Here is a 22,225-nt window from a genome sequence, read left to right on the forward strand (position 1 = left end):
AATTTTTTGCGTCCAGGATTGTGTCAAATCGCTACCACGCGGCCTGCAATTGCCCCTCCACCAGTCGCACGCCGCGCACAGCCATGGCGCGGGCCTCGGCCTCGTCATGCGTCACCAGCAGCGTCGCCATGCCGGCAGCGGCAATGTGCTGGCAAAACTCCACGCGCAAGCCTTGGCGCAGCTCGGCATCCAGGGCCGAAAACGGCTCGTCCAGCAGCAGCGCACGCGGATTCGTGATCAGGGCCCGCGCCAGCGCGACGCGCTGCTGCTCCCCGCCCGAGAGCGTCCACACCTTGTGCCGGGCATGGTCAGCCAGACCAAAGCGCGCCAGCATCTGCGCTGCGCGCGCCCGCGCCTGCGATTTGGCCAGCCGCTGCTCCACCAACCCAAATGCGACGTTATCGAGCACGTTCAAGTGCGGAAACAACGCAAAGTCCTGGAACATCAGCGCAAAGTGGCGCTGCTCGGGCGGCACACGGGTGATGTCCTGTCCGTCAAACCAGACGCTGCCCTTGAGTGGCGGCTGCAAGCCCGCCACGATGCTTAGCAGCGTGCTCTTGCCGCTGCCCGACGGCCCCAGCAAGGCCACAATTTCACCCGCAGCAACCTGCAGGTTGATGTCCTGCAATAGGATCCGATCGCCATAGTTCTGACTGATGTGGCGCAGCTCAAGCATGCAGAAACGCCCCCACAGCCACGGCACTTGTCGGTAACCGTCTGCGATCATGACGATCGGCCACCGGCCACTCAATCAGCAAAAATGCCAGCAAGGCCAACAGCATCAGCAGGCACGCCAGCACCATGGCCTGATCCAGACTGCTCGCCCCCGGATGACCCAGGCGCTGGTAAATCAAGGTCGTGAGCGTGGCCCACTCGGGGCGCGACAAAAATAGCGTCACCGCGAACTCACCCAGCGCCGTGGCGGCTGCAAATGCCATGCCCCGGCGCAAGGCGGGGCGCAGCAGCGGCAGGGTGACACGCCAAAAAGTACGCTGCGGGCTGGCACCCAGCGTGCGGGCAGCGTGCAGCACATGCGGGGGCAGACTGTCCAAACCAGCTGACAAGGACTTGGCGACAAAGGGGTAGGCCAGCACGGCGTAGGCCGCCAGCAACAGGGGCAAACTGGCCGTCCAGCTCGGGTACAGCAGCAGCAGGCCAAACGCCACGGTCACCGGTGACACCACAAACGGCAAAAATGCCGCGGCGCGCCAGGGCACCGAGCGCTCTGCAGCCAGCGCGTGCAGCACACCCAACAGCGTCGCCATAGCCAAGGCCAGCGCAGAAAAGCGCAAGGTGTTCCAGAGAGCCGCACGCACCTCTGCATCCAGCACCGTGGCCCAAGTGGCCCAGCCTGCATCCAGCGCGCGCCAGACGATGGCCAGAACGGGCAGCGCGCAAATCACAAACAGCACCCCAAGCGCCGCCAGCACGGCCAGCCATTGAGCCGTGCCGTGGGGCGCCCTGCGCGCAATGGGTTCCACGCGACCGGGCGCCGCCAGGCGTTTCTCAAGCAGGGCATAGACCAGCGCCACCGTACCGGTCAGCAGCAACATCCACAGCGCCAGCACACTGGCTTGACCGAGCTGCAACTCATGCGCCACCAGGGTGTAAATCTCCACCTCGACCGTGGCATAGCGCTGTCCGCCCAGCACCAAGGCCAAGCCGAAGCCGGCAAAGCAATACAAAAACACCAGGCACAAACTTGACATCAGCCACGGCGCGATCGACGGCCATTCGACCCGCCAAAACGCCCGCCACGGCGTCGCGCCCAGGGAGCGCGCCGCCGCCACCTGACGGGCATTGACCTGGCCGAGCGCATCGACCCCGGCGCGCACCACCAGACACAGGTTAAAAAACAGATTGCCGTACAGCAGCAGCCACGGCGTGTTTTGCAGGTTGACGCCGAGCCAGCCACTGAGCACACCACGCGGCCCCCACAGTGCCAACACACCCAGAGCCGCCACCAGGGTGGGCACCACAAACGGCAGCATCAACAAGCGCAGCACCAGCGTACGTCCGGCAAACTCAAAACGCGCCAGCACCCAGGCCAGCGGCAGGCCCAACGCCAATGCCAGCACGCAGGTGATGCCCGCTTGCGCCAGCGACCAGAGCACGCGCCAGCGCAGGTAATCGTCTTGCCAGGGTGACCAGAGCGACCATGCCTCGGTGGCGGCCGCACCGGGCAAACTGACATCACCCGCCCACCCGGCCAGCACCAGCCGACCCAGCGGCGCAATCAGCAGCACCAGCAGCGCCGCAGCGGGCAGTAGCCCGAGCCAGACGCTGCGCCGCAACCAGCCAGGCAAGACGACAGACGACATCGACGGCCGCGCTACTTGAGCACCACTTTGGTCCAGCGTGCGACCCACCGCGCACCCTTGCCGGCCACCACCTGGGTCGCTGGGGCTTCAAACTCGGTCGGCTCCGCGGCGTGGCGCATCACCTCGGCCAACGGGGTTTTGGCCTGCGCCGGGTACATCCACATCGCCGTTTGCAGCGCCTCTTGCACGGGGGCAGAGCGCATGAAGTTCACAAACTTCAGCCCGGCGATGCGCTGGCCACCGCCTTTGACCAGTCCCACACCTTCCACCTGGCGAAAGACACCGCCTTTGAGGTTCAGGCTGGCGGTGGGCGACTCTTGTATTTCTTCTTTGCTGTAAAACACCTCGGCGGCCGGGCTGGTGGCGTAGCTGACCACCAGCGGGTAGGCCCCCTTGTTGCGGGCAAAGTCGGTGTAATAGGCCTCGCTCCAGCCCTTGACCACCTTGAGGCCGTTGCCACGCATCTGCGCCCACCAGGCAAAGGCGGGCTCTTCGCCCAGAGCGGAAATGGTGGCCAACATGAAGGCGTAGCCGGTACTGCTGGTGGCGGGGTTGGGTGTGACCAACCAGCCCTTGTAAGCGGGCAGCGTCAAATCCTGCAAAGTTTTTGGCAAACCTATGCCGCTTTTTGCCACAGCCGCTTTGTCGTAATTCAAGGTCACAAAGCCATAGTCCACGGCTGCCAGCGCAGCACCCAGATTGGCATCGGGTGCGTCTTGCGTCTGGGGCAGCGCAGGCTCCAGCACGCCGGCAGCCAGCGCCTTGCCCACCAACGTGTTGTCGATGCCAAACACCACGTCGGCGATGGGTCGGGCCCGCGTCAAAATCAGCTTATTGAGCATTTCACCGGCATCACCTCCCTTGATGATGGCCAGCTTGATGTTGTTTTGCGACTCAAACTGCGCCAACAAGGGCTTGGGCAGTGAAAAAGAGCTGTGCACCATCACGCGCAGCTCATCGGCCGCACTGGCGTGAGTCGACACCGAGAAAGCAGCCAACGCGGTGGCGGCCAGAGTGAAAAGACGACGATTCATGGCAAAGCCTTTCGATGCGCCAACGCACAAAACGCTGGGATGAAGGCAAACCTTCACGCTCCCTACGCTGGCATGATCCAGATCAGGTGGGTGGGGTATTTCTCAGCCCATATTGCAACGGACACCCCCGGTGAGGTCGCCATTGTAATGATGCAGTTCTGGCTGCACGGACGTGGCGCCTGCAGCCAGCGCGGGTCATGGTTCAGCTTGTCAGTGTCTCAACCGCAAGAATCGCGGCCTGCAGCCGGCTCTCACCCGATCCTGCCACGTCAATGCAGGGGTAGCGCAGCGCGTGAAGCTCATGGCGCAGCCTGGCGTGAACGGCTGCCCGCACGGGGCCGCCGTCACGCTGCAGACCATCAGACACCCACGGCAAGTCTGGCTGCAAGAACAGCGTCAACGCATAGCGGGTGTGCAAGGCGTGGGCACACTCAAAAAGCGAGGCGTCTGCAAAATAAAAGTCGCTGTAAATTGCCGTGAGCAGCGGTGCGCCGTCACAAAACACATAGGCACACCCTGTTTGGCGGGCCCGTGCTACCACTTGCTCCTCTTGCTCGAGCTGCGCACGCATGATCAATACCTGCTCTTCAGCCTTGGGCGTGCGACCCTGCAAGTCACAAAACGCGCGCAAATGCTCTGGCACCCACAGCCCGGAAAAATGCGCGGCCAGGGCCGGTGCCAGCGTGCTTTTGCCGGTGCACTCCGCACCGATCAGGCAGATGAGCTGCGGATTGAACATCACATCGCGCGCTAAGTTGGTCTGCCTCATTTATGAAGAATCAGGCCAGAGCCCCCGTCCCTTATGCGTACTACGCTACTATTAAAATAGCTAACTCAGATCCTCGGCATCGTTCAACCGCAAGCCTTTGGGCAGTGGAAACTTGACGGTCTCCGGCGTGCCCGCCATCGTGCGCACCGACACCGCGCCCATCGCCTTGATGCGGTCAATTACCTGGCGCACCAGGATATCGGGGGCGGAAGCACCGGCTGTCAAGCCCACGTGTTGCCGGCCTTCAAACCACTGCGGCTGCAACTCGTCCGGGCCATCCACCATGTGGCTCTCGGTGCCCAGCTTGCGTGCGACTTCACGCAGCCGGCTGCTGTTGGAACTGGTCGGGCTGCCCACCACAATCACGACATCAACCAGCGGGCTCATCACTTTGACGGCGTCCTGCCGGTTTTGCGTGGCGTAGCAAATGTCTTGGTGCTTGGGTTCGCGCACCTTCGGAAACCGTGCCTTGATGGCGGCCGCAATGTCCGCCGCGTCGTCCACACTGAGCGTGGTTTGCGTCACCACCGCCAGCTTGTCGGTTTGGGCGGGGTTGATGCGCGCCACGTCAAGCACGCTCTCCACCAAATGAATGCCGCCGTCCAACTGGCCCATGGTGCCTTCGACCTCCGGGTGTCCCTTGTGGCCGATCATGATGAACTCATAGCCCTCTTTATGCAGCTTGGCGACTTCCACATGCACCTTGCTCACCAGCGGGCAGGTGGCATCAAAAACCTGAAAACCCCGGGCCGCAGCCTCCTGTTGCACGGCCCGGCTCACGCCGTGGGCCGAGAAAATGAGCGTAGCCCCCTTCGGCACGTCGTCCAGCGCTTCAATAAAGATAGCGCCCTTGGCCTTCAAGTCATTCACCACGTAAGTGTTGTGCACGATTTCATGGCGCACATAAATGGGAGCGCCAAATTTTTGCAGCGCCGTCTCCACAATCTCGATGGCCCGGTCCACGCCCGCGCAAAAACCGCGCGGTTCGGCCAGCAGAATCTCTTGAGGTGCGCTGGCGGTCACAGAATTCCGATCACATGGACCTCAAAGGTCACGGCACGACCGGCCAGCGGGTGGTTGAAGTCAAACAACACGGCGTCACCCTTCTCATCGCTTCTGAAGTCTTGCACCGAGCCGGCAAACTTGCCTTTGCCGTCGGGCGTGGGAAAGTGCAGCACATCACCCACCGCATACTCTTCGTCGGGCTCGCCCATGTCGATCAGTTCCTGGCGCGCCAGCCATTGCAGCATGGCCGGGTTGTGCGGGCCAAAGGCGGTACCGGCCGGCAACTCAAAGGTCGTGTGCGTGCCCTCGGCCAGGCCCAGCAAATAAGCCTCCAGCGTGGGGGACAACTCGCCGGTGCCCAGCGTCAGCGTGGCGGGTTTGCCGTCAAAGGTGTTGATCACATCACCGACCGGTCCGGCCATGCGGTAATGCAGCGTGAGGAAAGAACCCGGTTGAACCGTGGCGAGTGTCGATGTCATATCTAATTCCTGGTTTCAGTCTGGACAAGCCCACGAAGCCACATGCTCAAAGGATGCGGCGTTGGGCGAATAAACTGCAGCGATTGTAAAAGCCTTCGTCAGGGCACAAACCAAGCCATGCGATTGACCGCACCCCAAACGCCAATTGGCGCCAAAGACGCCAGGCACCGCGTCAAGCATCATGCCGCAGGCGTCAATGACGCGTCAACGCTACGACACCCAGCATCTTGATTTGCCGGCGCGCTTGGCCTCGTACATGGCCGTATCGGCGATATTGATCAACTGGTCTGGCGACATATCCGCGCCGGGCAGGTGCAACGCAATCCCGATGCTTGCGCTGACCTGGACCGATGCCCTGCCAATCTGGACGGGCATGGCGATGCTCAGCAACAGTTTTTCAGCGACCGCAACGGCGTCCTCACGCAGGCCGCTCAGGTTTTCCAACAACACGGTAAATTCATCTCCTCCCAGCCTGGCGGCTGCGTCGGTTTCACGCAAGCCGGCAGACAGTCTGCGGGCCATCTCCTGCAGCAGGCTGTCTCCGGCTTCATGCCCCCAGGTGTCATTGACCGCTTTAAAACCATCGAGATCGATAAACAACAAGGCAAGCCCGGTGCGGCTCCGATTGGAGCGGGCCATGGCCTGCGGCAGCCGTTCGAACAAGGCGCGGCGGTTGGGCAACCCGGTCAGCGCATCCTGCCTGGCCTCTATCTCCCGGGCCTCTTCGTGGCGTTTGCGCGCGGTGATGTCATGCAAAAAAATACTGAAGACTTTTTGCCCTTGCAGGTCGAGCGCCCGAACGCGCACCTCCACGGGCAGCGTGCTGCCATCCCGGCGAATGGCTTGAAGTTCCAGCCTGCGGTTGAGCATCGTGGATTCGCCTGAGCCCAGGTAGCGTTTCATTCCCGCACGATGTGCTGCCCGCAAGTTTGGGGGCACGATCAATTCTTCCAGGCGGCGCCCAATCGCCTCTTCGGCGCTCCAGCCAAAGGTTTCCTGGGCCTGACGGTTCCAGTCACTCACGACGCCAGCTTGGTCCATGCAGACATAAGCGTCGTTGGCGTTCTCGATCACTGCGCTCAGCTCGGCCTCGCGTTTGACCAAAGCCTGCTGATAGCTGAGCTGTTGCGCCATGCTGCGAGACAGCATGGCGTTGGTCGTGCGCAGTTCACGGGTGCGCTCGTCAACGCGCTGTTCCAAGTCACGCCGCAAGGCGGCCAGCGAAGCTTCGGCCTCCTTGCGTGCCTGAATATCCTGAATGAAAGAAATGAAGTAGTCCAGCCCCCCATCGGCATCGACCTTCTTGGTCACGCTGAGGTTGATCCACACCTCCTCACCGGTCTTGCGCACATAGCGCTTTTCAAGCTGGTAATGGCCGATTTCATCCGACACCAACTGCTGCAACAAGCTCAGATCGGACTCCAGGTCATCCGGGTGGGTGATGTCCTGAAACGTGAGCTTGGCCAATTCCTCCTGGCTGTAGCCCACAATCTCGCACAGTGCTTCGTTAACGCTGGTCCACCGGCCATTGGGTGCCACGATCGCGATACCGAGCCCGGCGCGCTCGAAGATGGATCGAAAACGCGCTTCGCTCTCTTCAATCACGGTCTTCACATGATTCACATGCTGGCGCGCCAAAAAAACGGCCTCGCGTTGCTGAATCTCCTTGCTGACCAAATTGGCCAGATCCATGAGCGTGTCGAGCTCATCCTGCATCAGAACTCGCGGCTGCGAATCGATGGCGCACAGCGTGCCCAAAGCGATGCCGCCCGTACTCACAATCGGTGCACCGGCATAAAAGCGGATGCTCGGATCGCCCGTGACGAGTGGGTTGTCAGTGAAACGATCATCCATCGTCGCATCCCCGACGACCATCGAACTTTTCTGCAAAATAGTGTGCGCGCAGAAGGCAAATTCACGCGGGGTTTCGAGCAAGTTCAAGCCAACCCGCGACTTGAACCATTGGCGGTCAGAGTCCACCAGAGACACGAGCGCAATCGGTACGCGCAGGGTGCGTGCCACCAGCCGGGTGATGCGGTCAAAAGAGGGCTCGGCCGGCGTGTCCAACAAATCCAGGGCATGCAGGAGAGAAACTCGCTCAGCTTCATTGGAAGGAAGTGCTGCTGAAGCCATAAGTTACCTTTGGAATATTTCTTGAAATCTCAGGTGACCTGCGCATTCTTGGTGCATGGCACGGGTCATTCAGACGCCTGCCGGCGCGCTCAAGCCCGCTGCGCAAAGCTGCTCAAAATCTTCGAGAGGCACCGGTCGGCTGAAGAAATAGCCCTGATAGGCCGGGCAGCCTGCCTGGGCCAGGAAGTCCCGTTGTGCTGACGTTTCCACGCCTTCTGCGATGACACTCAGCGCCAGGCTCTGGGCCAGCGCAATGATGGTCTTGGCAATGGCGGCGTCATTGGGATCGGTGACCACGTCACGCACAAAGGACTTGTCAATCTTGAGCTGGTCCAGCGGCAGCCGCTTCAGGTAAGACAGCGAGGAAAAGCCGGTGCCGAAGTCGTCCAGCGAAAAGCCCACGCCTTGGGCCTTCAACGCCACCATTTTCTCGATGACGTCTTCCACATTCGACACCAGCAGGCTTTCAGTGAGCTCCAGCTTGAGGCGCTGCGGGTTGGCCCCGGTGCTAGCGAGCACCGCCAGCACCTGGGCCACGAAGTCAGGCTGGCGGAACTGCTGAGCGCTGACATTCACGGCCACCGTGAGATCGGCGGTCTCGGGCCGCGCCGCCCAGACCGTCAACTGGGCACACGCGGTTTGCAGTACCCAGTGACCCAAAGGCAAAATCAAACCGGTTTCTTCGGCGGCAGGAATGAAGTCATCGGGCCACACCATGCCGCGCTCGGGATGCTGCCAGCGCACCAAGACCTCGGCGCCCGTCAAGTGGTAATCCCCCGCGACCTGGGCCTGGTAATGGAGCACGAACTGATGTTCCTCCAGGGCCTGACGCAGGTCGCGCTCCAGCGCGGCATGCGCCATCATGACGGATTCCATGGCTGGATCAAAGAAGCGGATCGTATTGCGGCTGGCCGCCTTGGCCCGGTACATCGCGAGGTCAGCCTGCTTCATCAGCTCCTCGATCGCGACGCTCTGCCCATTGAACAGCGTGACCCCGATGCTCGGGGTGCTGTGGTAGGCCACACTGCCCAGCTGGTAGGTCTGGTTGAGGTCGGTAAGAATCTTGTCTGCGACGGTCTCGGCACTGGCCGCGGCTTCTGCCGCCACGGTGCCCAGACCCGCCAGCTTGACGACGAATTCATCGCCGCCGAGCCGGGCGACGGTATCGCCGTCCCGGACACAGGCGCTCAGACGCTGCGCCACCTGCTTGAGCAAGACATCCCCCATGTCATGGCCGAGCGTGTCGTTGAGCATCTTGAAATTGTCCAGGTCGATGAACATCAGCGCGCCGAAGCTGCCGTCACGGGAACTGGCGGCCATGGTCTGTCCGACACGATCGAGCAAGAGCGTGCGGTTGGGCAGACCGGTGAGTTGGTCAAAAAAAGCCAACTCCTTGATCCTTTCCTCTGCGTTCTTTCGATCCGAAATGTCATGGTGCGCGGCGATGTAATGGGTCACGGTGCCGTCCAGATCCTTCACCACCGAGATGCTGAGCAACTGCGGATAGACCTCGCCACTCTTGCGCCGGTTCCAGACTTCGCCCTGCCAGCCGCCCGTGCGGCGGATGTCTTCCCACATGGCGCGGTAAAAGTCCTTGCCGTGGCGGCCAGATTGAATCAGCCGCGGTGTCTGCCCTACAAGCTCTTCGGCCGAGTAACCCGTGATTTCGGTGAACGCCTTGTTGACCCGCAGGATCACGCTGCTGGCATCGGTCATCATCATGCCTTCGAGCGAGTCAAAGGCGACCGCGGCGATGCGCAGTTCGGCCTCGGCCTGCTTGCGGTCGGTGACGTCGCGTCCGCTGGTGCGAAAGCCCGTGAAGACGCCTTTGGCGTCTTTGATCGGAACCCAGGACGCGGACAGCCAGAACACGGAGCCATCCTTGCGTACACACCGGAATTCCAGGTCGTCACCACGCAGGCCCTGCAGCCCCTTTTTCAACTCGGGTGCAACACGCGGCATGTCTTCAGCGTGCCAGCGAAGTCGGGCATGGCCAGGCACTCCTGCACGGTATAGCCGCTGTAGTCCTTGACCGAGGGGTTGATCCAGCGTGGCCGGCCGTCGAGCCCCCACCAGACTTCCAGGTTGACGGTGCAGTCAGCGATGGCGCGGAACTTTTCCTCGCTCTCGCGCAGTTCCTTCGTCATGGTGGCAGCGAGACCGATGGCACGGTCGCGCCCGGTTGCCATGAGCCAGGCGAGCAAGGCCAGCAACAGGCTCAGGCCCGTGCCGGTGACGGCGATCAGCGACTCTGCGCTGCTGCCGACGCGGTCCTTGAATTCATCCTTGGCGTTCATGGAAAGCAGCCAGGTGCGCCCCGCGACGACCAGGTACTAATCGGCCACCAATGCGCCGCGGCGCGGGCGCGAAGCGTCAACAAGGGACGAATAAAGAAGCGCGCTCGCTGCGGGCTCGACGCCATCGTAAATGGCGAGGCTGAGGCCGGGCGGCTGTTCGCCATACAGACTGGCCATCAGGTCGTTCATGCGGAACGAGGCGTAGACCCAGCCGCTCAAGTGGGCTTGGCGAAGCGCCACGCTGTCGCGCGGCTGACCACGGGTGTAGACCGGCAGAAACATGATGAAGCCGGGCTGTGCATCTGCCTGCTTGTCCACGGCCAGGCGGACCTTGCCGGATATCGCCACCATGCCAGAGTCCCTCGCCTTCTCCATCGCCAGTCGCCGCACCGGTTCTGACCAGGGGTCAAATCCGGTGGGGATTCGGTTGCTGCCCACGTAGGGTTCGCGCTGGATTATCGGTGCGTAGTTTTCGCGCTCACCCAGGGGGTGAATGCTGTAGTCTGCGAAGCCGAGCCGGCGCATGTCGGCCTCGTGGGCGTCTTTGCCTGCCGCTGGCACCCACTCAGCGTGGCCGATGGCCTGGATGCCGGAAAAGTTGGCGCCGAGTTGCAGCGCGCTGACGTAGTCGCGGAACTTGTCGCGGTCAGCGGCATCGGTGGTGGCGAGCAGGCCTTGCACGCCACGCAGCATCTGCTCGTAGCTGGCCATGCGCTGCTCGACACGGCTGACTGCCTCTCGCAGCGCAAAATCGAACTGGGAGCGCACCTGATTGCGCGAGACTTGCCGCTCGTGACTCCATAGCAGCCAGGTCACGCCAAGCGAGGCAACCAAGATGAGCAGGGGTAACCGGCTCAGGCGGACCCAGCTCATGGCGGGGGCTGGAAATCAACGAGGGCGCCAGCGAGTCCGGGATCAAAGTATTTCTCGAAGATGCGCCGCACGGTGCCATCGGCGCGCATGTCATTGACCAATGCACGCCACTTGTCCTGCTCAGCCGGAATCAAGGCCTTCTTTGACATGATGAGGCCGTGGGGCACGGGCGGGTCGTCAAACTCAATGACAGAGCTAATGTCGCGGATTTTCTTCTGGTCCAGCGCCGGGTAGTCGAAGGGCTCAATGATCATGCCCTGGATGCGGTTGAGCAGCAGCGTCTCATACAGCGGCGCCAGGCCATTGGCCTGGCTGACGCGGTTGGCGAGCGTGAGTTTGTCGACCAGTCGGTTGGCGGACTCGCTGTAGCGAAAGCTGCGGATGACGCCGAGCCGAAACCGCTCATTGCGCTCGAAGTCGGCCAACTGGCGCGAACCGGAGTCCTGACGCACCAGCAAATAGTATTTGTTGCTGAAATACCAGGCAAAGCCGGCAAACCGGTTGCGCTCGGCGTTGGTGATGCCAGACAGGCTGAAGTCGAGCGCGCCGGACTCGATCAGCTGCCAGATGCGCGCGCGCGACATGAGGCTCACCGCAATTTTGCAGCCGCTGCGGCGGACCAGTTCGTCGGCAAAATCCTTGTCGATGCCGGTGTCGGTATCGGCCGAGTAGAGCAGACCGTGGTCATGCAAGGCCAGCGTGAGAGGACGCGAGCAGTCCGGCCCGGCCGCCGCGGCAGTGGCAATGGCGCACAGCGCGAGCATCAAGCTGCCCAAATGGCGTAGTTTCATGGTCTGACCAGGGTAGAAAAGTGACCGGGCTGCAATTTGTGGATTGATCGTACCCGATGCGAACACAAGCTGCTCGGCACGGGCATTGGCAGTAGGTCGAGCGTCTAAACTGAAGCTTGTGCAAGAAGACCGAACCAAACCCCTGGCTGGACTGGTGGCGGTGCTGGAACTGTCGCACCGCACCCTGGCGCAGCAACCGAAAGAACGCACCATCTTTGCCACCCCTGACGCCGTCAAGCACTATTTGCAGCGGCACCTGGCGGCCAAACCGCATGAGGTGTTTGCGGTGCTGCTTCGGGATAGACAAAACAAACGCGCGTGTCTGGTGGCATTTGACCTGCCTCAGGTGTTTGCCATTTCGCACTTTACCGATGGCGGCAGGTGACCATTTTGGTAGGTGCACCCGGTTGCATTCGGATTTGAAGTGGTGCTGAGTGTGGAGTCGCACGGTGAACGCAGTTTGCTGCTGCCCACCGCCCGAGGTGGTCGAGCCCAGCCACCGGCGAGGGGAGATTATGCTGCGTTAACGGCGGCTGTTCTTGACTGTGTACATGGCTGCGTCGGCGTCCTTCAAGATTTGGTCGGGGTCATTGTCGCCACCGCCACCGCCACCGCCACCGCCACCGCCACCAATGAGTTTCACCCCGATACTGGCCGAGCCGTAGTGGACGATGTCGCCCAAGCTTGGGCAGGTGGCACCTGGCGCCATTGAGCGGGGCTTCAAGTGTTGAAGTCCGAGCTGAAAATCGGCCCCGTCTACCACCGCCTGCCCGAGCGCATGCAGCATCACCATGTCAGTTTGAGCGGCGCAAAGCCACTGAGCGGCGTGTCTTCCATGTGCGATGAGCAGCATGACATGTTCAAAGCGTTAAAAGTCGAACAGCCCAATGCAAATCGACAATTGAGCCTCTTGTAGGGGCACGATTTAAAGTCAAACCTAATGAAATCAAGGTACTTACGTCATCAGCTGTCGAAGACTGGGCGCAATGCTCCATCCCTCATGCCTACTGCATGGCCGCCGCGGCGGTTTAATTCGATACTGATAATGGCAGTGCCAAGTCTATAGCGCGCACAAGCTCGTCGAGCATGATGGGTTTGGTGAGATAGTCGAAAAAGCCAAGCGCAAGGCACCTCTCGATGTCACGGGGCAGCGCGTTGGCGCTGACTGCGATGATCGGAATATGCGCCGTCAAAGGGTCGGCGCGCAGGATTTTCATGGCGTCGATCCCGTTGATGCCTGGCAGGTTGATGTCCATCAGAATAACGTCTGGCTGATGGGCGCGTGCAAACTCGATGCCGAGATTACCGTCCGCTGCGCTCAACATGCGCAGGTCGGAGTGGCGGGCAAGAAGTTGCTCGATCAGTTGCAGGTTTGCCGGGTTGTCTTCCACATAGAGCAGCGTGCGCATCGGCGTGCCATCAGGCCCCTGGGACCGCTTTAGCACCTTGTGCTCGGTTGCTTGAATGTCAATCTGAGGCGTAGTCGTCAGCTTGAATTCGATCCAGAACACGCTCCCCACCCCGACGGCGCTGTCCACGCCAATCGCGCCTCCCATCAGTTCGACCAGCCGCTTGGTCACGACCAGGCCAATGCCCGTGCCCTCCACCGGGCCGGACTCCTTGCCGAGACGATTGAAAGGCTGAAAAAGCTGCGCAAGCTGTTGCGCAGTCATTCCAAAGCCGGTGTCTTGAATGCTGATGCGAATCGAATCTGGTGCCACCAAAGCGCACGCGACGTTGACAGCGCCGCCTGGCCGGTTGTACTTGATTGCGTTGGAAAGAAGGTTGATCAGGACCTGTTTCGTCCGGGTTTGATCGGCCAGGATGAAATAAGCCGACGCAAGTGGTTCACACATGATAGTAATTGCGCGATCATTTGCCTGCGGACCCACCATGGTTTGACAGTCGCTCATCACGTCGGCCAGCGACACCGGCTCCAGCGACATCATGATCTTGCCCGAATCGATCTGCGCCAGATCGAGGATCTCGTTGATCAGTTCCAGCAAGTACCATCCGGCGCGCAGGATCTGATCGAGACCGCGCTTCTGAGTCGGCGTTGGCGGTGGTGAGTCAGATTCGATAAGTTGGGCAAAGCCGAGGATGGCGTTGAGTGGCGTGCGCAACTCATGACTCATGCTGGAGAGGAACTCTGATTTCCCCAGGTTCGCCTTTTCCGCCACGGCTGTGGCGTGCTCCAACTCGGCATTTTTCTCATGCAGCAGCTGATCGAGGTGCTTGCGTTCGGTGATATCGCGGGCTGCGGCAAGCACGCCCAGGACGTTGCCCTTGTCGTCGCGGTAAACGGCTGCGTGGTAGAGCACGTCCATGATGCCGCCTGCCCTGTGGCGTATGGCGAGGGGGTAGTCGCGCAGCATGCCCTGCGAGAAGACTTTTTTGTAGCCGATGCGCGCCTTGTCGGGTTCGGTGAAATAGTCAGAGAAGTCCGTGCCAATGAGCTGCTCACGCGGCACACCCGTTGCCTGCACGGAGGCTTCGTTCACGTCAGTGATCGTGCCGTGCGCGCTGATGGTGACCAAAGGGTCCAGATTGGCTTCAATCAAACTTCGGGCGTAATGCGACAGTGTTTCGGCAAGCTCCTTTGCTTGAAAAAGTTCGGTTGTTCTGGCGAGCACCGCGTCGGCAAGTCTGTCACCGCGCTTTTCAAGTTCGACCGTGGACGTCTCGATGCGCGCAATCATGGCGTTGAAGGCGCGCGCCAGGTCACCGATTTCGTCAATCTGCTGCAGCTTCAGACGGTACGCGTAATTGCCTTGCGCCAGCTGCGTTGTGCTTTGCTCAAAAATGCGCAAAGGGCGCAGGATGCGCCGCCTAATAAGCAGCCAGACAAAAACGGTGAATGCCCCCATTGCCAGAATGATCACTCCGATTGACACTTGCATGGCGCGTAAGGCGGTTCCGGCCTCATCCCGATTGCTACGTATCAGTTCGTTCCCAATCTCGATAAGTTCCTGGGTCACCCCCAAGAGCGACGCAACCGCGCGTGTCTGTGCGGCGGCTGCGTCGGCGGCCGCGCCAGGCTTAACCGTTAACCGCGGATAGATGATTTCCATCAACGCAACTCGCATTCGAATCTGATCCAGATTCGTCTTCTCTCGCGGCGTGGTGGTGCGCATGCGGTCAATCTCACCGCTGACACCGGCAATCTTGCGCGACCACTGATCTTTTGCGCGCACCTCATCAAACAAAGCGGTTTCCACCGCCACTTGCCTTAGCTGCGTGGCGCTATGGATCAAATCCTCGGCGGCATTGATATCACTGGTTGCCTGCTCGACATCGCGCGCCGAAAGCAGCGTCATACCAACGGCAACGGGAATAATCAAGGCTGCTAGCACCAGCAACCCGTTGATCTGCGAGCGAATCTTCAAGGCAGCTCCTAGTGCACGATCGTTACTGCAGTCGGCAGCACTGCCTCGAGGTCTTGATATTTCATGTAATTCATGTAGTTGGGCATCGGCCTGGTCTCGGCAAGCCCCTTTTTCATCGCCCAGCGTGTTTGATCATCCAGCGCCAGCAGCATCGCTTGGTCGAGGGAGATAGCGTAGTCTTCGGGCTCAAATATTTTTGCCATGGTGGCGTCATCAATATTGAGCACATCACCCACCAAACGACGCGCTTCAACCGGGTTGGTACGGATGGCCTGGTTAGCCGCAATCAAGGCGCGCAAGACAGCGCGGACTTCTTGCGGATGGCTGTCAATGTAAGACGGCTTGCCCACCAGTATGAAACGAAAAGCATAGACATCTTCACCATAAAAGACTTTGATCCGGTTACCCATTTCCGATTGCAGCTCGCCCAGGAACGGCTGATACACCACTGCCGCGTCAAGCCGACCATCCTTAAAGGCGCTGATTGCCGCATCCGTGCGCAGGTCGATCGCAGTCACCCCATCGCTTGGAACGCCATGGACTTGCAGCATTGCATCAAGAAAGTAGGTCAAATTGGTGCCTTGGGTTAAGCCGATGGACTTGCTCTTGAGATCTTCAATTTTGTTGATGCCGCGATCACTATGGGCAATGATTGCCAAGGCGCGACGGCTCTGCGAAATGCCGGCGAGCATGGCAATATCAGCGCCACCAAGAAGCGCGAACATGACCGGTGTATCGGCCACTACTGCCAAATCCGCCTCGCCGTCGAGAACGGCCTTCAAAGCATCTTTGCCCAGCTCTAAGGGTTGGCTTGCGACATCCACGCCAGCCTTGCGGAACAGACCCTGCCCGGACGCAACCAGTATCAGGGCGCTGTTGATCTGCATGGGCACCGCGATCGAAACCTTTGTCCCCGCCATTGTGGGGGTGACCGGCGACCGAAATGCCAAAAAAGCTACCACACCGACAGCCAGTGCCGAGAGCGCCAACAGCACAATACGCATATTCGAGCGCCACCTGTCGCCGCCCTTGGAAGCAATTTTCATATTTTGGCTTCCTGTTTCAAAAAAACGACCTGCAAAAACAGGGCTGATGCTCAACGGGCTTCTGCCTGGAGTTGCTCAGATTGTCACACAGCACGCCGAATTGGTGGGGAAGGCGAAAGTTCTGGATACCAGGCCACGGCAACCAAGTGAGAAAGGTTGGAAAACCATCTGTCGCTGCCCTGATGCCGGACTGGACCTGCCGGTGCCGCCATCGCCTGCAAGGGGAGGAACAGCAGTCATTAATACGACCCCCGGCTTGGCAAGCGATTGATGCATTGATCACATCTTTGGTCGACATTGAAGGACTGCTCACTGCCCGTGAACAATCATTGGCTGAGAAATTCCGACTGTCGGCTCCTGGTCGTCCATCGACGAGTCCTTTGTTAAGGTTTGTAGGATGCCCGCCCGTGCAGGCACACCTGTTGCGCACCGATGACTACCAAGGGTGGGCGTCGTATAAACCTTAACAAAACCGGACATCCGAGAAACCATTCGAATGCAGACATAAACTACGACTTTTCCGAACGAGAGGCGGGACGATTTGACAATCTCCATCGGCACTCGAAGACTACTAATTTTCGCCTCTGGGATTGCGGCAATGGGGACACTTCCCTTCATCAGCAGATACCTCCTGGAAGCTGTACCAACTCCTGTCGAGGTTTGAAGTTGCAGACCGCATGACCGTGGACCAACTCGGTGCCCTGGGGCTTTGATGCCGTACCCATCAGAGGATCCACCCCGTGCTTGGTGGCTTCTTCCTGATTAATGGCCGTTCTATCGCAATGTCAAAATTCCCGAGCCCTTAAGGAGGGGGGCACCCTCAGCATCTATCCCCCCAGCTAACCGACGCCCGGTGCGTTAGCGCACAGACCACGTATTTCATCCGCGATATAAATGAGCGATTACTACCCATTGGGGCATCGCGCAAGTGTGCAGCGGCCTGTTCGACGCGGGCGCGAAGCGATGTCAACCAATCGAACCAGTCAAAATAGTTCGAATTGCGGTGCGAGCGCGTTCGCGGGCAAAGTGCCCGTTGCCGAGACTGTTGCCCTCAACGGGAAATGGAAAAGTAGAAAGGAAAACGAACATGCCCACCATGGCCCTACCTGAATTTATTCGCACCAACATCGAAGTGATCGTTTCGAAGTGGGAGGCGTTCGCCAAAACCATTCCCGGCGCCCGCCATATGGACACGGTAGAGCTGAAAGACCATGCCAAGGGGATTTTGCTGACCATCGCCGCCGACCTTGATCACCCCCAAACTTCTCTTGAGCAGGCCGAGAAATCCAAAGGTAACGCAGCGGATGCCAGCACGCAAACCCAGGCCACGGTACACGGCAATGATCGCCTGTCAGCGGGATTCAGCATTAACGAGGCATTGTCCGAATTCCGTGCGCTGCGGGCTAGCGTCATGCAACTCTGGGGCGATTCGTTCCTAACGACCCCGCGGGCCGTCAGCGACGAGGGAACCCGATTCAACGAAGCGATTGACCAAGCCTTATCGGAATCGCTAGAGCGCTATTCCCGCCTGTTTGATGCGCTTCTGTCCTCGTCGCCCGACCTGAACTTCATCATGGACACCCGAGGCCGATTGGTTTACGCGAATAAAACCACGGTCGGATTGTTCAACAAGCCGCTGGAAGAAATGGTTGGCAAGAGTTTCATTGAGCTCGACTTGCCCAATGCGGTGGACCTTCAACAGAAGTTGCAGGGTGTGATTGATACAAGAGTCAGCCAAAGTGGAGAAATGTCCTTCTCGCCAACCGCCGAGGACAAAGCTATCTTCGAATTCATTTTCGAACCCGTTTGCAATGAGAGCGGGTATTTGGACGCGATTGCAGCAACAGCGCGAAACGTGACCCAACGCAAGGCAACCGAAGAAGAGGCCATGCGCAGCGCCAATTATGATTTTCTGACTGGCTTGCCGAATCGAAGTTATTTTCTGAATTATCTGGATAAGGACGTTAAACGTGCTGCGCGCAGTGGCCTGTCCATTGCCCTGCTTTTTATTGATCTGGATGGTTTCAAGAACGTCAATGATCGACAAGGCCACGATGCCGGCGATCAGTTACTGCAACAGGTCGCACAGCGAATCGGCCGCTGTGTGCGTGGCACGGATACGGTTGCACGTCTGGGCGGCGACGAATTTACCGTGATCATCACCGACGTCAACAAGGTTCTGCATGTGGAAATTTTGGTGCAAGAGATGCTCGTCGCGCTCGCCACGCCGTTCTCCATACTCGGCAAGGATGTCCAAATTTCCGCCAGCATCGGCATTACGCTCTTTCCCCAGGACGCAAGCACGCCAGAAGATCTGCTGAGAAACGCGGATCAGGCCATGTATGCGGCAAAGAACGCCGGGAAAAGCTGTTTTAGCTACTTCACCGTCGCCATGCGCGATGCCGCTTGGGCCCGCCTCAAGGTGATTGACGAGTTGAGGCGTGCCATACCGTGCAACGAACTGGCCGTTTACTACCAGCCCATCGTTGCGCTTTCCGATGAAAAAATTGTCAAGGCGGAAGCACTGTTGCGCTGGCATCATCCGAACTCGGGGCTGTTGCTTGCGCATGACTTCATCGGTCTCGCGGAAGAAACCGGGTTGATCGGAGAAATCGGCGAATGGGTGTTGAACGACGCCATGCACTGTGCAAAAGAATGGAGCACCTTGCTGGGCCGACCCTTCCAAATCAGTGTCAATAAATCATCGGCCGAACTGATGAGCAAGGTGCCGATGAAAGACTGGGACACGCGCCTGACTGCGCTCGCCCTGCCCGGCAATAGCCTCTCGGTGGAAATCACGGAAGGGGCACTTACCAACGAATCGTCCAACGTTCGCGAAAAGCTGGACTATCTCAGAACGGCCGGGGTCCAGTTGTCGATCGACGACTTCGGTACGGGATGTTCATCCATGCTCAGTCTGAAGAAGCTCAATGTTGATTTTCTGAAGATCGACATGTCATTTGTACATGAGTTGGCGACCAGCAGGGATTGCCGCTCGATTGCGGAAATGATCATCGTGATGGCGCATAAGCTCGGGCTGAAAGTGATTGCGGAAGGCGTGGAAACAGTCGAGCAAAGAGATTGGCTGAAAGAAGCGAAATGCGATTACGCGCAAGGCTATTTTTTTTCGGCTCCAGTTTCATCGCAGGCGCTAGGGGCGCTGCTGAAAGCGGGCAAAATGCTGCCTGCGATGCTAACGTGAACAGGACTGATACCGCCATTTTTGGATCTCTCCGAAGGTTCGCGCCATGTGCCAGCAACGTCGCAACGTTTGGCGGTGTGCGTGGCTGCTTTCCCCTGCGCTCTATGCCCGCTTTGGGCCCACTGGCGCAGGTAAAGCGGACGTTCAAACTCACGCCCACTGCGGAACTGACAATCACCACCTGGTCGTGAACAGGCCCGAGTCGTTGGTGCTCGGCTCTAGCGAAGGATCAAGCGGCACCTCTGTTGAACTCTAGTCGGTGGATAATGCTTCCGAAAACAGACTACAAGTAATTGCTTTGCATTTCCTTCGCCATTTGGCATCTGAATCGCCACATCGAAAGAAATCCTATGCGCCTGTCAAAATTCATATTGACCAATTTGGAAGCCATCCTGCAAGAATGGGAAGACTTCGCCAAGACCATACACGCGACCATTCATCGGATGACAGCCAGAGAACTGCGTGACCATGCCGAAGCAATGCTCAAGGCCGTGGCCGCTGACCTCGATACAGATCAGGCCCGGCAAGAGGGCATCGACAAGTCGCAGGGCCTTGCCCCTCAAGTACCCGAGGATACCGCCGCAGAGATTCACGCCGTCGATCGCCTCTCGTCTGGATTCACAATCGAACAGCTGGCTTCGGAGTACCGGGCCCTGCGTGCCAGCGTACTGAGACTTTGGCAAGACGACATCAAGACCATTACCGCGGGCGAAATCAAGGACATGGTCAGGTTCAATGAAGCGATCGACCAGTCGCTGGCCGAATCGGTCGCGCGCTATTCGGCGATGCATCGGGACTCGCAAAATCTGTTCCTGGCCATTCTCGGCCATGACGTGCGTTCGCCGCTCGGAGCCATCAGCGTGGGAGCGCAAATGCTGACGGGCAACGCCAATCTGACTCCCAATGCGGTCAAGACGGCATCACTCATCGTCGATAGCAGCAATCGCGTAGCCGAAATCGTTTCAGACCTGCTCGACTTTTCGACAAGCCACCTTGGAGACGGCATCCCGGTCGCAACGTCCTCGATGGATTTTTCGTCTGTGTGCACCACCATTGTCGAGGAGATGCGCTTATTTCATCCTGATCGGTCCATCAAACTGGAAATAGCGGGCGACATGGAGGTGATATGGGACCGCTCACGCATCAGCCAGGCGTTCGGCAATCTGATCGCAAACGCGATCGACCACGGCTCTCCTGAGGAACCCATCGTCGTCACTGTTCGGGAACATAACGATGACGAAATCATCTGGACGATCCAAAATGCGGGCGAGGTGATTTCGTCGGCACAACTGAGAACGATTTTCGACCCGGCCAAGCGCTTTGCCCTACGCCCGGCGAGCGAGCGCAAGCTAAGCGACAAGATTAACTTGGGACTAGGCCTGTACATCACCCGTGAGATCATTGTCGCGCATGGTGGGCGAATCGAGATCACCTCCACCAAGGAGGACGGGACGACCTTCACGATCCGCTTGCCGCGCACGGGCAATAGCAAGAACGCGAGCAAGAGATAACAGCAGGGCCTAATCCTGTTGGGTGTATGGCGTGATTCTTATGAGCGAGAAGTGGAAGAACCCCGACAGCAGAATGCTGCCACGCGACCTATTGAACAATGCAGTTGCGATGACACTTATCGCCAAACACCCAACAAAGAACGCAGTGAATGGCCGGAAAGACGAAGCCGGGGCATGAGGGCGAAGACGACTAGCAAGGCCAGGTAGACAGAGCCCGAAACTTTGTCTCGGGTTGCGATGAACTCTGCGAGAGTTTGATCCTGGAAAACAACAGCAAGCCCCAGTTCTGCGCCGACAGACAAGGCAAGGGCAAGTAGACCGACGATCAAGGATTGCCCATGAAAGCGCACACTGGGGTAGCGTTTCAGTACATACCCTGCGGAGAAGAAGATGACAACTGCCATGATTGGCATTTCCGCCAGCTCCGCCCAGCGCTCTCCAATTCGTGGAACGAGGAATGGCACTCGAATCATGCCAAGTAGGAATCCGGTCCCCATCACAAGGACAAAGTAGAGCAAACCTGGGCGAATGGCATTCATCAATGGGTAGGTGCCCACAGTAAGTGGTTTGTGAGACCTAACGTTGGCCGTGAGTGGGCCGCAACGGCAGAACTCTTTGTGAAGACTGTCAGAAACGCATCCCGCCGTTGCGGGTCCAATCGACGAACCTGTTAGCCGCGCAGTCGTCATTTATGCTGTCATGTCGGGCATCGTTTTTCAGACCGTTATTTATTGTACAGACGTGCGCGGGGGTAACAGATTCCCGTCGAATAACTGCTTTCTAAAGATTGTCTGACTGCTTTGGGCCCACTGCCGCCGCAACGTTAATATTCCATCGACGCGTAATGCCTGAAGCCTGCCCGTTGAAGGCGATGAGTACCTGCGGGTAGACAATGAGTCTTGCTCGACAATGACCCACACTGGACAAATGTCCCTTCAGGATTGCTGAGGTTACAAAAAGTCCCGATAAACTGGCCTCTCTTGTATAAACCCAGACCCGATGGTGTCTGCCCTCACTCCCATGCCTATCAAAGACCTGCCAGCCGACGCCCGCCCGCGCGAGAAGCTACTCGCACGCGGCGCTTCTGCCCTGAGCGACGTCGAGTTGCTGGCGCTATTGCTGCGCACCGGCATCAAGGGCAAAGGCGTGCTGCAGATGGCGCAGGAGCTGCTGGCGCTCAAAAAATCCAGCGCCGACAACAACGATGGTTTTGACGGCATCGCCGGCCTGCTGCATGCCAGCGCCGACGACCTCAAGCGCATCAAGGGTCTGGGGCCGGCCAAACGCGCAGAGATTGTGGCGGTGCTGGAGCTGTCGCGCCGGGCGCTGGCCCAGCAGCTCAAGGAACGCACTGTTTTTGCCACGCCCGATGCGGTCA

Annotated in this window: 17 protein-coding genes, 2 pseudogenes and 1 riboswitch; of the genes and pseudogenes, 5 read left to right on the forward strand and 14 right to left on the reverse strand. The window is 59.2% G+C overall.

Annotation, left to right across the window (positions count from 1 at the left end; genetic code table 11):
* Nucleotides 1-31: 31 nt before the first annotated feature.
* From GZ093_RS03790 to GZ093_RS03840, 11 genes are all read right to left on the reverse strand, one after another.
* Entirely contained in the window at nucleotides 32-676 is a 645-nt protein-coding gene (locus GZ093_RS03790) for an ABC transporter ATP-binding protein (RefSeq protein ID WP_296482325.1), read from the reverse strand.
* Entirely contained in the window at nucleotides 669-2,321 is a 1,653-nt protein-coding gene (locus tag GZ093_RS03795) for an iron ABC transporter permease (RefSeq protein ID WP_296482328.1), read from the reverse strand. Before GZ093_RS03795 ends, GZ093_RS03790 begins: the two co-directional genes overlap by 8 nt.
* 11 nt (nucleotides 2,322-2,332) lie before the next feature.
* Entirely contained in the window at nucleotides 2,333-3,355 is a 1,023-nt protein-coding gene (locus GZ093_RS03800) for a thiamine ABC transporter substrate-binding protein (protein ID WP_296482330.1), read from the reverse strand.
* 41 nt (nucleotides 3,356-3,396) lie between these two features.
* A riboswitch (TPP riboswitch) is annotated at nucleotides 3,397-3,494 on the reverse strand.
* Between the two features lie 63 nt (nucleotides 3,495-3,557).
* Nucleotides 3,558-4,124, reverse strand: a complete 567-nt coding sequence (locus GZ093_RS03805) for an ATP-binding protein (protein WP_296482333.1) — start codon at nucleotides 4,122-4,124, stop codon at nucleotides 3,558-3,560.
* A 60-nt stretch (nucleotides 4,125-4,184) separates the two neighbouring features.
* The gene (gene ispH, locus GZ093_RS03810; RefSeq protein ID WP_296482335.1) at nucleotides 4,185-5,147 is read right to left on the reverse strand and encodes a 4-hydroxy-3-methylbut-2-enyl diphosphate reductase; all 963 of its coding nucleotides are present in this window, start codon (nucleotides 5,145-5,147) and stop codon (nucleotides 4,185-4,187) included.
* On the reverse strand, nucleotides 5,144-5,608 hold the full coding sequence (locus tag GZ093_RS03815; RefSeq protein ID WP_296482337.1) for an FKBP-type peptidyl-prolyl cis-trans isomerase: 465 nt from the start codon (nucleotides 5,606-5,608) through the stop codon (nucleotides 5,144-5,146). Before GZ093_RS03815 ends, ispH begins: the two co-directional genes overlap by 4 nt.
* Nucleotides 5,609-5,818: 210 nt before the next feature.
* On the reverse strand, nucleotides 5,819-7,741 hold the full coding sequence (locus GZ093_RS03820; protein WP_296482339.1) for a PAS domain S-box protein: 1,923 nt from the start codon (nucleotides 7,739-7,741) through the stop codon (nucleotides 5,819-5,821).
* A gap of 69 nt (nucleotides 7,742-7,810) precedes the next feature.
* Nucleotides 7,811-9,703 (reverse strand): EAL domain-containing protein, encoded by a 1,893-nt coding sequence (locus tag GZ093_RS03825; RefSeq protein WP_296482342.1) that lies wholly within the window; start codon nucleotides 9,701-9,703, stop codon nucleotides 7,811-7,813.
* Nucleotides 9,679-10,038 (reverse strand): PAS domain-containing protein, encoded by a 360-nt coding sequence (locus tag GZ093_RS03830; RefSeq protein ID WP_296482344.1) that lies wholly within the window; start codon nucleotides 10,036-10,038, stop codon nucleotides 9,679-9,681. The genes GZ093_RS03825 and GZ093_RS03830 overlap by 25 nt, the downstream gene beginning before the upstream one ends.
* 36 nt (nucleotides 10,039-10,074) lie before the next feature.
* A complete protein-coding gene (locus GZ093_RS03835; RefSeq protein WP_296482347.1) occupies nucleotides 10,075-10,911 on the reverse strand; it encodes a CHASE domain-containing protein in 837 nt (278 codons plus the stop codon).
* Nucleotides 10,908-11,702, reverse strand: coding sequence for a transporter substrate-binding domain-containing protein (locus GZ093_RS03840; RefSeq protein WP_296482350.1), 795 nt, complete (start codon nucleotides 11,700-11,702; stop codon nucleotides 10,908-10,910). The genes GZ093_RS03835 and GZ093_RS03840 overlap by 4 nt, the downstream gene beginning before the upstream one ends.
* 145 nt (nucleotides 11,703-11,847) lie before the next feature.
* On the opposite strand from GZ093_RS03840, the pseudogene GZ093_RS03845 reads away from it, so the two are divergent.
* Together GZ093_RS03845 and GZ093_RS03850 are read left to right on the forward strand one after the other, a co-directional pair.
* A pseudogene (locus GZ093_RS03845) lies at nucleotides 11,848-12,054 on the forward strand (hypothetical protein); the annotation flags it as partial.
* A gap of 363 nt (nucleotides 12,055-12,417) precedes the next feature.
* Nucleotides 12,418-12,618 (forward strand): annotated as a pseudogene (locus GZ093_RS03850) (hypothetical protein); the annotation flags it as partial.
* A gap of 112 nt (nucleotides 12,619-12,730) precedes the next feature.
* On the opposite strand, the gene GZ093_RS03855 reads toward GZ093_RS03850, so the two are convergent.
* Entirely contained in the window at nucleotides 12,731-15,088 is a 2,358-nt protein-coding gene (locus GZ093_RS03855) for a response regulator (protein WP_296482352.1), read from the reverse strand.
* 8 nt (nucleotides 15,089-15,096) lie between these two features.
* Nucleotides 15,097-16,134 (reverse strand): NrtA/SsuA/CpmA family ABC transporter substrate-binding protein, encoded by a 1,038-nt coding sequence (locus tag GZ093_RS03860; RefSeq protein ID WP_296482354.1) that lies wholly within the window; start codon nucleotides 16,132-16,134, stop codon nucleotides 15,097-15,099.
* A 1,096-nt stretch (nucleotides 16,135-17,230) separates the two neighbouring features.
* Here GZ093_RS03860 and GZ093_RS03865 point away from each other — a divergent pair.
* Both GZ093_RS03865 and GZ093_RS03870 read left to right on the forward strand, forming a co-directional pair.
* Nucleotides 17,231-19,336, forward strand: a complete 2,106-nt coding sequence (locus GZ093_RS03865) for an EAL domain-containing protein (RefSeq protein ID WP_296482357.1) — start codon at nucleotides 17,231-17,233, stop codon at nucleotides 19,334-19,336.
* Between the two features lie 350 nt (nucleotides 19,337-19,686).
* A complete protein-coding gene (locus GZ093_RS03870; RefSeq protein WP_296482359.1) occupies nucleotides 19,687-20,847 on the forward strand; it encodes a HAMP domain-containing sensor histidine kinase in 1,161 nt (386 codons plus the stop codon).
* Nucleotides 20,848-20,963: 116 nt separating this feature from the next.
* Here GZ093_RS03870 and GZ093_RS03875 read toward each other — a convergent pair whose 3' ends face one another.
* The gene (locus GZ093_RS03875; RefSeq protein WP_296482362.1) at nucleotides 20,964-21,386 is read right to left on the reverse strand and encodes a hypothetical protein; all 423 of its coding nucleotides are present in this window, start codon (nucleotides 21,384-21,386) and stop codon (nucleotides 20,964-20,966) included.
* Nucleotides 21,387-21,867: 481 nt separating this feature from the next.
* Here GZ093_RS03875 and GZ093_RS03880 point away from each other — a divergent pair.
* A partial coding sequence (locus tag GZ093_RS03880; protein WP_363260141.1) for a UPF0758 domain-containing protein occupies nucleotides 21,868-22,225 on the forward strand: 358 nt, incomplete at its 3' end.

It is taken from the genome of Rhodoferax sp., from assembly GCF_010365055.1.
Taxonomy (GTDB): Bacteria; Pseudomonadota; Gammaproteobacteria; order Burkholderiales; family Burkholderiaceae_C; genus Rhodoferax.